15 protein-coding genes are annotated in these 15377 nt (G+C 72.3%); all 15 read left to right on the forward strand.

The features are described 5' to 3' along the window. Nucleotides 1-150: 150 nt before the first annotated feature. A complete protein-coding gene (locus LO762_RS30455) occupies nucleotides 151-1161 on the forward strand; it encodes an AraC family transcriptional regulator (RefSeq protein WP_230619677.1) in 1011 nt (336 codons plus the stop codon). Nucleotides 1162-1390: 229 nt separating this feature from the next. Then, on the forward strand, nucleotides 1391-2185 hold the full coding sequence (locus LO762_RS30460) for a bifunctional 2-polyprenyl-6-hydroxyphenol methylase/3-demethylubiquinol 3-O-methyltransferase UbiG (protein WP_230619678.1): 795 nt from the start codon (nucleotides 1391-1393) through the stop codon (nucleotides 2183-2185). A gap of 29 nt (nucleotides 2186-2214) precedes the next feature. After that, the gene (locus LO762_RS30465) at nucleotides 2215-3618 is read left to right on the forward strand and encodes an NAD(P)/FAD-dependent oxidoreductase (RefSeq protein WP_230619679.1); all 1404 of its coding nucleotides are present in this window, start codon (nucleotides 2215-2217) and stop codon (nucleotides 3616-3618) included. Between the two features lie 31 nt (nucleotides 3619-3649). Continuing rightward, entirely contained in the window at nucleotides 3650-4318 is a 669-nt protein-coding gene (locus tag LO762_RS30470) for an SGNH/GDSL hydrolase family protein (RefSeq protein WP_230619681.1), read from the forward strand. Between the two features lie 11 nt (nucleotides 4319-4329). After that, complete coding sequence (locus LO762_RS30475) at nucleotides 4330-5004, forward strand: class I SAM-dependent methyltransferase (RefSeq protein ID WP_230619683.1); 675 nt, start codon at nucleotides 4330-4332, stop codon at nucleotides 5002-5004. Beyond that, nucleotides 5004-7493 (forward strand): AMP-binding protein, encoded by a 2490-nt coding sequence (locus LO762_RS30480; RefSeq protein WP_230619685.1) that lies wholly within the window; start codon nucleotides 5004-5006, stop codon nucleotides 7491-7493. The genes LO762_RS30475 and LO762_RS30480 overlap by 1 nt, the downstream gene beginning before the upstream one ends. Then, on the forward strand, nucleotides 7490-8464 hold the full coding sequence (locus LO762_RS30485) for a ribonucleotide-diphosphate reductase subunit beta (protein WP_230619689.1): 975 nt from the start codon (nucleotides 7490-7492) through the stop codon (nucleotides 8462-8464). Before LO762_RS30480 ends, LO762_RS30485 begins: the two co-directional genes overlap by 4 nt. After that, nucleotides 8461-8715 (forward strand): acyl carrier protein, encoded by a 255-nt coding sequence (locus LO762_RS30490; protein WP_230619690.1) that lies wholly within the window; start codon nucleotides 8461-8463, stop codon nucleotides 8713-8715. The genes LO762_RS30485 and LO762_RS30490 overlap by 4 nt, the downstream gene beginning before the upstream one ends. Then, nucleotides 8712-9725 carry a hypothetical protein gene (locus tag LO762_RS30495; RefSeq protein WP_230619692.1) on the forward strand — a complete coding sequence of 338 codons (1014 nt, stop codon included), beginning with the start codon at nucleotides 8712-8714 and terminating at the stop codon, nucleotides 9723-9725. The genes LO762_RS30490 and LO762_RS30495 overlap by 4 nt, the downstream gene beginning before the upstream one ends. Further along, on the forward strand, nucleotides 9722-10612 hold the full coding sequence (locus LO762_RS30500) for a diiron oxygenase (RefSeq protein ID WP_230619694.1): 891 nt from the start codon (nucleotides 9722-9724) through the stop codon (nucleotides 10610-10612). Before LO762_RS30495 ends, LO762_RS30500 begins: the two co-directional genes overlap by 4 nt. Next, nucleotides 10609-10860, forward strand: a complete 252-nt coding sequence (locus LO762_RS30505; RefSeq protein WP_230619696.1) for an acyl carrier protein — start codon at nucleotides 10609-10611, stop codon at nucleotides 10858-10860. The genes LO762_RS30500 and LO762_RS30505 overlap by 4 nt, the downstream gene beginning before the upstream one ends. Continuing rightward, nucleotides 10841-11680 carry an aminoacyl--tRNA ligase-related protein gene (locus tag LO762_RS30510; protein ID WP_230619698.1) on the forward strand — a complete coding sequence of 280 codons (840 nt, stop codon included), beginning with the start codon at nucleotides 10841-10843 and terminating at the stop codon, nucleotides 11678-11680. The genes LO762_RS30505 and LO762_RS30510 overlap by 20 nt, the downstream gene beginning before the upstream one ends. After that, entirely contained in the window at nucleotides 11664-12674 is a 1011-nt protein-coding gene (locus LO762_RS30515; RefSeq protein WP_230619705.1) for a 4'-phosphopantetheinyl transferase superfamily protein, read from the forward strand. Before LO762_RS30510 ends, LO762_RS30515 begins: the two co-directional genes overlap by 17 nt. After that, nucleotides 12667-14058, forward strand: a complete 1392-nt coding sequence (locus LO762_RS30520) for a GMC family oxidoreductase (RefSeq protein WP_230619706.1) — start codon at nucleotides 12667-12669, stop codon at nucleotides 14056-14058. Before LO762_RS30515 ends, LO762_RS30520 begins: the two co-directional genes overlap by 8 nt. Next, the gene (locus LO762_RS30525; protein WP_230619707.1) at nucleotides 14055-15272 is read left to right on the forward strand and encodes an aspartate aminotransferase family protein; all 1218 of its coding nucleotides are present in this window, start codon (nucleotides 14055-14057) and stop codon (nucleotides 15270-15272) included. Before LO762_RS30520 ends, LO762_RS30525 begins: the two co-directional genes overlap by 4 nt. The last annotated feature ends 105 nt before the right edge of the window (nucleotides 15273-15377 follow it).

Raw genomic sequence — 15377 nt, forward strand, 5'->3', positions numbered from 1 at the left:
TGTAGCGGTGGAAACTCACGGGTAACCAGATACGTCGCACTATATAAGCGGTCCCGGCGGACTCGTTTGCGGATCGGGGCCAGATATTTGTCGGCCGGGGCCATCTGAGATTCTCGTGGGTGTCCTGCCCGATGCGTGAAAGGCGACCAGATGCGCGCAGGTCCGACCAGGCTTCCGGTGCTCGGTACGGCGAGTGCGCACCTCATGGTCCAGTTCGCGGGTGAACTGGGCGTGAGTCGGGAGCGATGTCTCGCCGACACCTGCGTCACCCCCGCGCAGCTCGACGACCCGGCCGCCACCATCCGGCTCGCCCAGGAGCTGACCATCGCCCGCAACGTCGTGGACGAGCTCGGCTCGCTGCCGGGGCTCGGCTACCGGATCGGCCAGCGGTACCGGCTCACCGCCTACGGCGCGTGGGGATGGGCCATGCTCTGCTCCCAGACCGCGCGCGAGTCCCTCGCCTTCGCCCGCGACTACATGGACCTCTCCTACGCGCTGTGCGAGCTCACCATGCGCGACGTGGACGGGCTCGCGCGGATCGACGTCGCCGAGGAGTGGCTGCCCGAGCGGCTCAGCGTGTTCTTCCGGGAGAAGTCCGTGGGCGCCGTGCTGCGCATGCTGGAGGACATCATCCCCGAACGGGGCTGGCTGAAGGAGGTCAGGCTCGCCGCGCAGGACGGGCCCGCCGCGGACTGGCTGCGCGAGGCCGTCGGGGTGCCCGTGCGGTGCGGGAAGCCGGGCACCGAGATCGTCGTCTACGGGGAGCTGCTCGACCGGCCGCTGCCGCTCGCCAACAGCCAGGCGCGGCAGCTCTCGGAGTCGCTGTGCCGGGAGCTGCTCGACAAGCGGCGGGCGCTACTGACCGTGACCGAGAGCGTCCGGCAGTACCTCCTGCAGTGGCTCGCGGACTCGCCGACGCCCGCCTCGGCCGCCCAGTCGCTCGGCATCGGGCAGCGGACACTGCGCCGCAGGCTCGCCGAGGAGGGCACCTCGTTCCGTGAGTTGCACGACCAGGTGCGCCGGTCGCTGGCCGTCGAACTGCTCGGGGACGGCGTCCCGGCGGCCCGGGTGGCGCGCCGACTCGGGTACGCGGGACCCGCCGCGTTCACCCACGCATTTCGCCGCTGGCATGGCGTCGCGCCCAGCGAATTCCTCTCCTGAATGCCTGTTGGACGCCAATTCGAATAGCCCTGGCCGGGTGCCGGGACCTGCATTCACCCTGTGGATCAAGCGGCTGACCTGTTCTTTCTCGCCGGGTTGTGCGCGAGCACACTAGAACGGTCCCGATCGTGTTCCCGCACAATTCGCCGAAGAAGCGTTGACTGCTAATTGTCCGACGTGTCAGGGTCGGGCCGTTCCCGCTGAATTCTCCACCCCGAGGGGGAAAGAATTGCAGACCTCACCCGGATACATGCTGTCCAACGCCGACCAGGGGGAGCGGCGCAGGTTGGCGGCCATCGAGGCCGCCTACGACCCGGGCAGCAGGCGGCACCTGACCGCGCTCGGCGTCGGCCACGGCGCGCGGGTGCTCATCGCCGGCGCCGGCGGCGGCAGCCTCGTGCGGTGGGCGGCCGAGACCGTCGGCCTGACGGGCGAGGTCGTCGCCGTCGACATCGACCCCCGCTTCGTCGAGCCGCTCGCCGCCCAGTACCCCAACGTCCGCGTCTTCCGGCAGGACATCGTCACCGAGGACCTGCCCGGCGGCGGCTACGACGCCGCGCACGCCCGCCTCCTGCTCGGCCACCTGCCGCGGCGCGAGGAGGTCGTCGCCAAGCTCGGCGCCGCGCTCCGGCCCGGCGGCGGCCTGCTGGTCGAGGACTTCGACTTCGGCTCCTACGGGCCCGCCGAGGCCAACGAGGCGGCCGCCAAGGCCATCGCGACGGTCGCCGCGTTCGTCCGCTCGATCGGCTTCGACACCTCCTTCGGCCGCCGCCTGCCCGGCGTGATGCGCCGGGCCGGACTGGTCGACGTGGACGCCGAGGGCCTCGTCCTCACCCTGCGCGGCGCGACGTTCCCGCTGGAGCCGATGTACCGCCAGACGTTCGACAAGCTCCTGCCCGCACTGATCGCGGCCGGTCAGATGACCGAGCAGGAGGCCGCCGACGTGCACGCCCGCTTCGACGACCCCGAGCACGACATGTGCACCCAGACGCTCATGTCCGTCTGGGGACGCCGCCCCGCCTGACCGCCCCCCGACCCCTGAGGAGAGCGATTTTGCGCACGCACACCCGAATCCTGGTGATCGGCGGTGGTCCCGCCGGATCGACCGCGGCGACCCTGCTGGCCAAGGAGGGCTTTGAGGTCACGCTGCTGGAGGCGGCGACCTTCCCCCGCTACCACATCGGCGAGTCCATCCTGCCGTCCGCGCTGCCGGTCCTGGACCTGCTCGGCGTCCGCGAGAAGATCGAGGAGTACGGCTTCGTCCGCAAGGGCGGCGCCTACTTCGAGTGGGGCCCGGAGAACTGGGAGCTGAACTTCAACCACCTCGAAGGCAGCGACACCTACTCCTACCAGGTGATCCGCTCGGAGTTCGACAAGCTCCTGCTGGACAACGCCCGCGAGAACGGCGTCGACGTGCACGACGGCATCCGCGTCGCCGAACTCGGCTTCGACGGCGCCCGCCCCGTCTCCGCCACCTGGACGCGCGGCCGCGACAAGGACGACTCCGGCACCATCACCTTCGACTTCCTCGTGGACGCCTCCGGCCGCAACGGCGTCATGGCGACCAAGTACCTGAAGAACCGCCAGGTCAACGAGGCGTTCAAGAACATCGCCACCTGGTCGTACTTCCGGAACGTCAAGCCGCTCGACAAGGGCCCCGAGGGCGCCATCGCGGTCTGCTCCGTCCCGGACGGCTGGTTCTGGGCGATCCCGCTGCACGACGGCACGCACAGCGTCGGCCTCGTCCGCAACGCCGCGAAGTTCGCCGAGCAGCGGCAGGCCGCGGGCGGCGACCTCGGCAAGGTGTTCTTCGACGCCGTCGAGTCCAGCTCCCGGATCAAGGACATGCTGGCCGGCGCCGAATCCGTCGCCGACTTCAAGGCCGAGCAGGACTACTCCTACTCCGCCGACTCCTTCGCCGGGCCCGGCTACGTGCTCGCGGGCGACGCCGCGTGCTTCCTCGACCCGCTGCTCTCCACCGGCGTCCACCTGGCGACGTTCAGCGGCCTGCTCGCCGGGGCCGGCGTGTCCAGCCTGCTGCGCGAGGAGCTGACCGAGGAGGAGGCGCTCGGGTTCTACACCCAGGCGTACCGGCAGGCTTACGAGCGGCTGCTCATCCTCGTGTCCTTCTTCTACAAGAGCTTCAGCCGCCAGTCCCAGTTCTTCGAGGCGCAGAAGCTCACCCGCCGCGAACGGCACATGCTCAACCTCTACGAGTCGTTCCTGTACGTCGTCACCGGCGTCGAGGACATCGCCGACAGCAAGGACAGCGCGCTGGACGCGGTGGCCCGGCGGATGGCCGAGTCCGGGCACCTGTTCGCCGGGGAGAACGAGGCGCTCGCCGCGATGCCGACCTCCGAGCGCAACGCCGTCGGCGGCATCTACCTGGTGTTCGAGCCGCGGCTCGGCCTGCGCAAGCGCACCGGCGTCACCGAGCCCCAGCCGTCCCCGGCCTGAGAAGGAACAACAAGGAACAAGAAGGAATCCCATGACCGCAGAGAACGCCGAACCGACCGACCCGTACTGCCTGCCCGACGCGGACGCCGACCGGCTGCTGGCCGCCGCGCCGTGGAAGCGGTTCGCGGTCGTCGGCGACAGCCTCGCCGAGGGGCTCGGCGAGGCGACCCCGGGCTACCGGACCCTGCCGTGGGCGGACCGGACGCGCGAGGCGCTGGCCCGGGTCCAGCCCGACCTGGAGTACCTCAACATCGGGCTGCGCGACCTCATCGCGTCCGAGGTGCGCGAGCAGCAACTGGAGCGGGCCCTGGAGTTCGGGCCCGACCTCGCCGCCGTCGTCTGCGGCGGCAACGACCTGCTGCGGCCCGTCGTCGACCTGGACGCCGTCGAAGGCGAACTCGACACGATCATCGGCTCGCTCGCCGCGACCGGCACCACCGTCGTCACCTACTGCCTGATGGACATCTGCGCCGCCTTCCCGGAGCTGGCGGCGCTCAGCCCGAAGATGCAGGAGCTCAACGCCAGGGTGCGCGGCGTGTCCGCCCGGCACGGCGCCCTCGTCGTCGACATGTGGGCGCACCCCGCGTGCGCCGAGAAGTCGATGTACAGCTCCGACCTCCTGCACTCCTCGATGCGCGGACACGCGCTGCTCGCCGCCGAGACGCTGAAGCGCCTCGGCAGCCACCTCGCCGACGCCTGAAAGGACCAGCCATGGCCGCCACCGCCCCCTCCACGGTCAGCAAGAACTGGATCACGAACGGACGCCTCGCCAAGAACTGGGACCGCGGCGTCAAGAGCTACCCCGTCGCGATGGCCTACGGGGTCGTCGTCTTCGGCACCGACAACCGCAAGATGTACAAGCACATGGCGGAGGTCGGAAAGCTGCCGGACGGCACGTCGGTGCTGGACGTGCCGTCCGGCGGCGGGGTCGTGCTCCTCGGCCTCAAGCCCGAGAACCGGATCACCTACACCGCCGCCGACATCTCCCCGGTGATGCTGGAGCGGGTCCGCGACGAGGCCACCCGCCGCGGCCTCGACTACGTCTCCACCCAGGAGGCCGACGCCGGGAACCTCCCGTTCGAGGACGCCACGTTCGACGTCGTCGTCTCCTACAGCGGCCTGCACTGCGTGCCGGACCCGGCCAAGGCCGTCGCGGAGATCGCCCGCGTCGTCAAGCCCGGCGGGACGGTCCGCGGCAGCGTCGTCGTCCGCAAGGCCGGGTTCGTGCCCGACCGGTTCATCGACCTGTGGGTGAAGCTGAACATCCTCGACGTGGTCACCCCGGTGGACACGGTGTTCGGCTGGTTCGAGGACGCCGGCCTGACCCGGGTCGCCTCCTCGACCTCGGGCGCCGTCCTGTACTTCGAGTACACCAAGGCGCAGTGATGCTGCTGCTCGACTGGCTCGACGACCCGGCGGCCGACCGGGGCATCCACTTCGCCGGCGACGGCGGTAGCTGGACGTTCCGGTCGTACGCCGAGCTCGCCGGGGACGTGCGCCGGGTGGCCGCGCTGCTGCGCGCGTCCGGCGCGGCCCCCGGCGAGCCGGTGTCGCTCATGCTCGGCGACTCCCGGTCCTTCATCGCCGGGTTCGTCGGTTCGGTGCTGGCCGGGGCGACGCCGTCCCCGGTCGCCGCGCCCCTGACGTTCCGGGGCAAGGACGCCTACGTCGAGCACGTCTCGAACGTCCTGGACGTGGCGGCGCCCTCGGTCGTCCTCACCGACGACTTCCTGGGCGAGACCACCGCCCAGGCCGCGCCCGGCGTGCGCGCGGTGCGGCTCGACTGGGACGCGCTGCCGGACGGCGACGTGCCGCGCGGCCCCGTCGCGGAGACGGCGCTGCTCCAGTTCACCTCGGGGTCCAGCGGCAGGCCCAAGGGCGTCCGGGTCTCCCCGGCCAACCTCGACCACAACCTGTCCTCGATCATCGCGTGGGGCGGGCTGCACCGGGACGACGTGTTCGCGTCCTGGCTGCCGCTGCACCACGACATGGGCCTCGTCGGGGCGCTGCTGTGCCCGCTGGTCAGGCAGTGCGACCTGCTCCTGATGACGCCCGACCAGTTCGTCCGCGACCCGCTGCGCTGGGTGTCCTGCCTCGGCCAGCGCGGCGCCACCAAGACGACGGCGCCGAGCTTCGGCTACTCCTACGCGGCCCGCCGGGTGAAGCCCGCGCAGCTTGAGGGCATGGACTTCTCCGCGCTGAGGATGGCGATCCTCGGGGCCGAGCGGATCGACCCGGCCGGGGTCGCTGCGTTCACGGCGCTGACCGCGCCGCACGGGTTCGACCCCGCCTACCTCGTCGCCGCCTACGGCATGGCCGAGGCGACCCTCGCCGTCACCGGGGTCCGGCCCGGCGACGGCTCCACCATCATCCGGCTCGCCGACACCGGCCTGCGCACCGGCGAACCCGTCAAGGTCGCCGAACGCGCCGTGCTCGGCACCGACGTGGTGGAGGGCACCGGCTGGCTCACCGGCTGCGGCTCGCCGCTCGCCGGGACGGCCGTCCGGATCGTGGACGAGGACGGCGAGCCCGTCCCGGACGGGTCGTTCGGCGAGATCGTCGTGACCGGCGCGTCGGTCGCCCAGGGCTACCGGACCGCCTCCCCGACCAGCGCCACCGCGTTCGGCCCCGACGGCCTGCGCACCGGCGACTCGGGCTTCCTGCTCGACGGCGACCTGTACGTCGTCGGCAGGATCGGCGACAGCCTCAAGGTCCGCGGCCGCAAGGTCCACGCCGAGGACCTCGAACAGCAGCTCGCCGCCGCGACCGGACTGCGCGCCGACCGGTGCGCCGTCGTCGCCGGGGCCGTCGGCGACCTCGACGCGGTCGTCGCGCTGGTCGAGGACACCGGCACCGCGTGGCTCGACAAGGTCATCCCGATGCTGCGCGCCGCGACCGGCCCGAACGTCGTGCTCGCGGTGTTCCACGGCCGCCGCGGCTGCGTCGAGCGGACCTCCAGCGGCAAGCCGCGCCGCCGCGTCATCTGGGAGAACCTGCTCAGCGGCGCGTCGGCCGCGAAGCTCTGCCACACCAACTGGACCGACCTGACCACCGCGTTCCCGCCCTGGCCCGGCGCCCGCGACGTGCTGCCCAAGCTCGACCACTACCCCGGCTGCCTGGGCTGCGGCGCCGCCAACGAGCAGGGCCTCGCCCTGGACGTCAGGTGGACCGGCACCGAGGGCGTGTGCGTGCACGTCCCGCCCGAGCACGTCCAGGGCGGGCCCGGCATCGCGCACGGCGGCCACCTCGCCTCACTCGTCGACGAGGTGACGGCGTTGGTCGCCTGCCAGTACGCGGGCGAGCCGACCATGACCCGCAGAACCGAGATCGACTACCGCGCGCCGGTGCCGATCGGCCGTCCGATGCGGATGCGCGCGTTCGTCGTCGACGCGGGCAAGCGCCGCGTCGTCGTCAGGCTGGAGGCGACGCCCGAGGGCGCCGACGAGACCCTCCTGTTCGAGGCCCGCGTGGTGTGCGTGCGGGTGCCGCGGGTGCGCTGGACGGGCACCCACGCCGAGCAGCGCGACGCCCTCGCCAACCTCGACTTCGCGGGCGGCGACGCCTCGACGTTCCTGCGCTGGCAGCTCGACGGCGGACTCCAGCAGTTCTACCGGCCCGACCGGCTCGCCGCGCCCGTCCGGGTCAGGCTCGTCATCACCGACGCCGAGCCCGGCACCTGGCAGCTCGCCGCCACCGCCGACGGGCTCACCGCGACCGTCGCGCCCGGCCCCGACGAACCCGCCGACGCCGTCTACACCGGCACCTTCGCCGACTGGTACGGCTACCTGCGCGGCGGCGACGGCGGAACCGTCACCGGCGCCGCCGACCTGCTGCGCGGCCTGACCGAAGCGTTCGATTTCGGAGGACAAGCATGACCGTGCTCGAGGAACTCCCCGACATCACCGAATCGCCCGACGCCAAACCGTCCGGGAACCTGCCCACGTCCAAGGACCTCTACTACCGCTGGGAACGCCAGCAGTGGAGCGTCGCCGCCCTGGACCTCACCAAGGACCAGGAGACCTGGGGGACGCTGCGCGCCTTCTACCGGACCGAACTCCTCAACGCGCTCACCGAGCTCGAGGTCGGCGAGGTCACCGTGGTGGAGACGCTCAGCTCCCTCGTGGACAAGGCGCCGACCGACGACGACCGCATCTACCTGTCCACCCAGCTCGCCGACGAGGGCAGGCACGTCAGGTTCTTCCAGACGTACCTGCGCGAGGCCGCCGGGATCAGCGGCGAGGGCCTGGCCGACTCGGCCGACTACACCAACCACTTCGCGCCCGAACTGCGCCGCGTCACCGGCGCCGTCTGGGCCAAGGGCGACCGCGACAGCTGGTACGAGGCGCTCGTCTACTACCACCTCGTCACCGAGGGCGTCCTGGCCGCGACCGCGCTGCGCACCACCCGGCAGCTCGCCAAGCGGCTGCCGCTGCCCGCGCTGGTCGAGGGCCTGACGAACGTCACCCGCGACGAGTCAAGGCACGTCGCGTTCGGCATGATCGCCGCCCGCGACGGCGTCGCCGCCGGATACGCCGAGCCCGTCCGCCGCGCCTACCTGCACGGGCTGGAGCTGGGCGCGCGCGTCCTGGTCGGGCCGCTGCGCAAGCAGGCCGTCCCCGCCGTGAAGACGGCGCTGGTCTTCCGCGCCGCGCAGCTCCGGGGCGGGTTCGAGATCGCCCGCGACCGCGCGGTCCGGCAGCTCGCCCACATCGGGCTGCCCGACGCCGTCGCGGACGCCGCCGAGGTCTGGGACACCGCGCTGGAGCGCGCCCTCGACGCCTACGAGGAGCACTGGAACACGCCGCACCCGGTCCGGGCCGCGGGCAGCCTTAAGGAGAGCGCATGAGCAGCGAGGAGATCCTCACCGGCGTCCGCCGGATCATCGGCGAGATGTGCCCGCTGGGCGCCCGCGACGTCGCCCCCGCCGACCGGATCATGGAGGACCTCGGATACGACTCCATGGCCGTCGTGGAACTCGCCCTCGTGCTGGAGGCCGAGTTCGCGCTGGAGCCGATCGACGAGGAGCAGGCCATCGACCTCGTCACCGTCGAGGACGTGGCCGAGCTCGTCGGCCGGATGGTGTCGGCGCGGGCATGAGCGTGCTCACCGGGACCCCGCCCCCGGCACTGCGCGACGGCTGGCTCGCCGCGCTCGCCGACCTGGTGCCCGTCGCCGACGGGTACCGGGACGAGGTCGTCGGCCGCGGCGAGGCGCTCGACCTGCTGCGCTGCGGCGACGCCCTGCTCGACGACCTCGTCGCGCACGGGCTGCCCTGCTCGCCGGACGGCAGGTTCGACCGCTACGACCTGTTCAACCTCGCGCTGTACTCCGGCTCGGGCAGGTCCGCGCCGGAGACCGGGATCCGGTTCGCGCTGCGCTGGATGGGCCGGGAACCCGACACGTGGTTCACCGACAAGAGCTGGACGATCTCCGTCGAACTCGCCTGCCCGCGCGCCGGAGGCTGCGGGGCCGACCCGTGGTGGAAGGCGGCCCGGCCACTGCCCGAGGCGTTCGGCGGGACCGTCCACACCCTCCTGCCGGACGACCCGGGCACCGCCGACCTCGACACGCCGGGCTTCACCGCCCGGCTCACCGCGCGCGGCGAGCGGCGCGAACTCCGCTCGCCGGTGCTGCGCGAGATCTGCGCCGAGTACGACGCCGCGCGCTGGGTGCGGCTGCCCGTCGAACTCCAGGCCAGACCCGAACTCGTGCTGCCGCACGGGATCGCGCCGTGCATCTCGGTCAGCCTCGACCTGGCCGCCAAGTGCCGCGCCGCCGGATACCGGGCGCGGACCCGGCGCGGCTGGATCCTCGGCATGCTCGACCTCGCGCACGCCTGGCTGGAGGTCGTGGACGACGACGGGCTGACCAAGGTCGTCGACCCGGTGTTCGGGCTGCTGTCCGCGCACGCCGACGCGCCCCACCCGTCGTTCCGGGCCGCCTGCTCCGGCTCCCGCTTCAACCGCCTGCTGCCGTCCGCGCACGAGGCCGACGAGCCGCTGTTCCGGCACGGCTGCGCCGGCGGCGAGCACACCCCCAAGACCCGCACCACAGTCCGCACCGCGCGCCCCGACGGACCCGCGGACCACGGGAAGGAGACCCCATGACCGCGACAGTGCTCGACTCCGCGGAACGGCTCAAGGACATCCTCGACCGGCTGGTCGCCAAGTCCGAGGCCGACTACTACAACCCGTACCAGCTCTTCCAGTGGCCCGACACGCTGCCGCAGGAGCAGTACTGGATGTCGCCCGAACTGATGTCGGTGCACGGCACCGAGGTCGGCGCGGAACTCACCGAGGAACAGCTGCACAAGCTCAGCAAGTGGGAGAGCGTCAACTTCTACAGCCTGAACGTGCACGGCATCCGGGAGCTCATCACCGAGGTCATCGCGCGTATCCACACCAAAGAGTTCAAGCTCACCTCGGAGTACTTCCACCACATCATCGGCGAAGAGAACGAACACATGTGGTTCTTCGCCAGGTTCTGCAACCAGTACGGCGGCAAGATCTACCCGGACCTGACGTTCAAGTTCGACCAGGCGTCCACCGACGGGCCCGCCGCCCACTTCCTGGTGTTCGCCCGCCTTCTCCTGTTCGAGGAGATCGTCGACTTCTTCAACAAGCGGATGGGCGAGGACGAGCGGCTCGACCCGACCATCCGCAAGGTCAACGCCATCCACCACCAGGACGAGTCACGACACGTCGCGTTCGGCCGGCAGATCGTCTCCCTGCTGTGGAAGGACCTCGCCGCCAAGTCCGACGAGTCCGAGCTGGAGGCCGTCCGCGCCTACCTCAAGGCGTACCTGCGGCGCTCGCTCGAATCGCTCGTCAACCCCGCCGCGTTCCGCGACGCGGGCATCCCCGAGCCGTACAAGGCGCGCAACCGCGTGCTCGCCGACCCCGCGCACGCCGACCTCGACCGGGCGATCCTCAAGCGCTCGGTGAAGTTCCTCGTCGCCGAAGGCATCCTCCTCACCGAAAGCATCGATGCGTGATGACTCAGAGCGCCGTCGATTTCATCATCGACTACCTCCTGGCCAAGCGGCCCGACCTGACGTCGATCGACCTCGACCTCGACCTCATCGAGAACCGGATCCTCGACTCGCTCGGCTTCGTCAACTTCCTCTACGTCGTCGAGGAGCACACCGGGACCGAGATCTCCCTCGACGACGTCACCCCCGAGGACTTCCGCACCGTCCGCTCGATCGCGAAGAGGTTCTTTGATGGCGCGGACGTCGGCTGACCCCGCGGCGCGGGCCACCGGAGGGCTGGCGACCCTCGGCCCGGACGCCGTCGCGCTGCGCACCGCGCTGGAGGGCATGTTCACGTCCTGGGCCGCCGACTGCGGGGCCGAGGCCCGGCTGTACCCGCCGCTCATGCGGGTCGCGGACCTGCACCGGATCGACTACTTCCAGAACTTCCCGCACCTGGCCATCGCGGGCTCCGGCCTGCGCGCGGAGGCGCTGAAGACCCAGGGGCGGGAACCGGCCGTCGCCGCCGCCGACCTGGAGGACGCCGCCTACGCGCTCCCGTCCGCCGCCTGCTACAACATCTACTTCGACCGCGCGGGCACCGTGCTCGGAGACGAGCCGGAGAAGGTGACGACCGTCGCGACGTGCTTCCGGCGCGAGGACCACTACGACGGGCTGCGGCGGCTGCTCGGGTTCTCCATGCGGGAGATCGTCTGCGTCGGCTCGCGGGACGCCGTCCTGGACCACCTCGGGTCGTTCAAGAAGCAGCTCATCGCCTACTTCGCCGACATCGGTCTGCCCATCGAGGTGGAGAAGGCGAGCGACCCGTTCTTCGACGCGGACGGGGCGCGGGCCCTCATGTCGCAGCTCTTCCCCACCAAGGAGGAGTTCGTCTTCGACGGGTCCCTGGCGATCGCGTCCGTCAACTTCCACCGGAACTTCTTCGGTGAGCGCTGCGACATCCGCCTCCCCGACGGTTCGCCCGCCTTCTCCGGGTGTGTCGCCTTCGGGATCGAGCGGTGGCTGAGCGCGTTGACAACGCAGTTCGACCTCGACCCGGCCGACCTGCGCACCCATGTCGCCCGCCCCTGACCGGCTCCCCGTCCTGCGGCTCGCGGTCGCCGACCAGTCCGTCGAGGTCTGGCTCGGCGCCCCGCCGCACTACCGCCCCGCCCCGGCCGTCCCCCAGGCCGCCCCGGCCCCGGACGACCGGGGCGGTCCGCCCGCCCGCGCGCCGTCGCCCCGCGCCGTCCACGGGCCCGTCCTGGACGACGGGTCCGCGCTGAACCGGGGGCTCGCGCTGGACTACGGGTCCGCGCTCGACCACCTGTTCGTGCACGGCAGGGCCGTGCACCCGGGTGGGCGGGCGGTACGGACGCGGAGGGGGGAGGAGCTCGCCGCTCCGCCCTGCGTCGCGGAGCTGGCGGAGGCCGGGGGGATCGGGGGCGCCGGGGCGTGGTGGGAGCTGCTGCCACGCGAGGAGGTGCGGCGGCTCGCGCGGGTCGCCGACCCGGAGGCCAGGGCGCGGGCCGCGCTGGCGCACGCCGTCGTCAGGCTGCTGCTCGGCGAGCGGCTCGGCGCGCCGCCCGAGACGCTGCGGTTCGCCAGGACGGCGGGCGGCAGGCCGTTCCTCCCGGACGCCGCGTGGGACTTCAGCCTGTCCTCCACGCCGGGGCTCGTCTGCGTCGCGCTGGTGCGGGGCGGCCGGGTCGGCGTGGACGTGCAGCGGTTCCGGAAGGTGTCCAAGGCCGACCGCATCGCCGAACGGCTGTTCAGCGAGCAGGACCGCAAGACGCTCGCCGGAGCGGCCGGACAGGAACGCGTCGCCGCGTGGTTCGCCGCCTGGACGCGGGTCGAGGCGCGCGTCAAGGCCGCGGGGACCGGGCTGTTCGGCCCGCCCCCACCGCCCGCCCCGACCGCGCGGCTCCCCGTGCCGCCGGGCTACGCGGGCAGCATCGCAGTCCGCCCAGCCGCTCCCGTCTCACGGGCACAGCCCGGGGGCGCCCCGACGAAGTCGGGCTCGCAAAGCGCCCTCGGGCCCAAACGAACACAGGCTGGGGATGAGGGAGAGGCGTTGGATGAGTGACTTTGTGGTGGTCGGGGCGGGTACGGCGGGGTGTGTGGTGGCGGCGGGGTTGAGCGCGGCCGGGGCGAGCGTCACGCTGCTGGAGGCCGGGCCGCCCGACCGGCGGCCCGAGGTGCGGGTGCCCGCCGCGTTCCCCCGGCTCTTCGGAAGCGAGTACGACTGGGCGCACGAGACCGTGCCGCAGCCGGGGCTCGACGGGCGGGCGCTGTACTGGCCGCGCGGGCGCACGCTCGGCGGGTCGTCGGCCGTCAACGCGCAGATCTGGACGCGCGGGCACCACGCCGACTACGACGACTGGGACATTCCCGGCTGGACGCACAAGGAGCTGGCGCCGCTGTTCGAGCGGGCCGAGCGGGCGGTGCGGATCGGGCCGCTGCGCACCCCGCACCCCAGCACCGCCGACTTCCTCGCGGCGTGCGCCGACTCGGGCCTTCCGCCGCTCGCGGACGGTGAGGGGTACGGGGCCGTCCAGGTGACCCAGGACCGGGGGCGGCGCTGGTCGAGCGCTGACGCGTACCTGCGGCCCGCCTTGGAGCGGCCGGGACTGACCGTCGTCACCGGGGCCGAGGCCGAGTGGGTCGTGCTGGAGGGCGGGCGCGCCGTCGGCGTCGCCTACCGGGACTCGGGCGGCGCGGCGCGGGTGGCGCGGGCTTCGCGTGAGGTGGTGCTCGCGGCGGGCGCGATCGGAAGCCCCGCGCTGCTGCTGCGGTCGGGGTTCGGCGACCCCGCCGAGGGGGCGGCGTTCCCGCTGCCCGACGTCGGACGGAACCTCCAGGACCACCTGATGGCGCCGCTCGTGTTCGACGCGGGGGAGCGGGCGGAGCGGGTACGGCCGTCCTCGAACAACGCGGAGGCACTGGCCTTCCTTCGGACGCCGGGAGCCGACGCGCCCGACATCGAGTTCCTGTGGATGCCGGTGCCGTTCCTTGACCACGGGCGCGGCACGCTCGGCACAGGCTGCACGCTCGGCGTTGTGCTGCTGCGGCCGGAGAGCCGGGGGCGGATCACGCTGGACGACGGGCGTCCGGTGATCGACCCCGGATACCTGTCCGCGCCCGCTGACGTCGCCGCGCTGACGGCCGGGGTGGAGGCCGCGCACAGGCTGCTCGCGCGGCTCGCGGACTGGACGGGCGCGCCGCTGACGCCCGTCGCCGCCTCGTCCTCGCCCGCCGCGCTGCGGGCCTCGGCGCAGACGCTCTACCACCCCGTCGGGACCTGCCGGATCGGCTCCGTCGTCGACGAACGGCTGCGGGTGCGGGGGGCGGCGGGGCTGCGCGTCGCCGACGTGTCGGTCTGCCCGCTCATCCCGCGCGCGCACACGCAGGCCGCCGCTTACGTCATCGGTGAGCGAGCGGTTGACCTGATCCTTGAGGAGGGGCCATGACCGACCGGGACGACGTGCTCAAACTGTACGAAAGGCATATCAGTACCGGGGCGGCGCGGATGGCCGCGCAGGTCGGGCTGCCCGTGGAGGCGCGCGCGGAGGGGGCGACGGTCTGGGACACCTCGGGTCGGGCTTATCTGGACTGCGGGGGGTACGGGGTTTTTCTGACGGGGCACCGGCATCCGGCGATCGTCGCCGCTCTGCACGCGCAGTTGGACCGGATGCCGCTTTCCACCCGGACGTTCCTTTCGACGGATCTGGCGATCGCGGCTTCCCGGCTGGCGGCGGTGGCTCCGGCCGGGTTGGAGCGGGTCTACTTCGCCTCGTCCGGGGCGGAGGCCGTCGAGACGGCGTTGAAGCTGGCGCGGGCCTCGGGGCGGCGCCGGATCATCTCGATGGGCGGGGGGTTCCACGGGAAGACGCTCGGGGCGCTGACCGTGACGGATCGGCCCGTCTACCGTCAACCTTTCCGGCCGCTGCTTCCGGACGCCGTCACGGTGCCGTTCGGTGACGTGGAGGCTTTGCGTTCGGCTCTTGCGGCCGATCCCGCGAAGGCTGCCGTCATCGTGGAGCCGATCCAGGGCGAGTCGGGCGTGCGGATTCCGCCGGACGGGTACCTGGCCGCCGTCGCGGAAGCCTGCCGCGCCCACGACGCCTACCTCATCGTGGACGAGATCCAGACCGGGATGGGCCGGACGGGTTCGTCCTGGTGGGCCTGCGACCGGGAGGCCGTCGTGCCGGACCTCCTGCTGGCGGGGAAGAGCCTGGGCGGCGGGTGTGTGCCCGTCTCGGCCGTCATCGGCACCCCGGACGCCTTCCGCCCCCTGGACCGCAACCCCCGCCTGCACAGCTCCACCTTCGGCGGCAACCCCCTGGCCGTCACCGCCGTCACCGCCACCATCGACACCATCATCCAGGAGTCCCTCATCCCCAAGGCCACCACCTTGGGCGAAACCCTCCTGGCGGCCCTCACCTCCGTCCCCCGCCCCCCAACCGTCGAGGACATCCGAGGCCGCGGCCTCCTCCTCGCCATCGAATGCACCACCCCCGCCGCCGCCCACACCCTCTCCGCCACCCTCCTCACCACCGGCGTCCTCACCGCCCCACCCCTCTCCGCCGACCGCGTCGTCCGCCTCAGCCCCCCCGCCACCCTCACCCCCACCCAAACCACCACCCTCACCACAGCCCTCACCACAGCCCTCCAATCCCCCTAACCACCCCCACCCCACCCCACGACGACCACACACCCGTCCCAGTCCCGCCCACCCAACACCAGTCCCGTTTCCGCCCACCTAGCGTCAGCCCGGTCCCGCCCACCT

Source organism: Actinocorallia sp. API 0066 (genome assembly GCF_020991275.1).
GTDB lineage: Bacteria > Actinomycetota > Actinomycetes > Streptosporangiales > Streptosporangiaceae > Actinocorallia.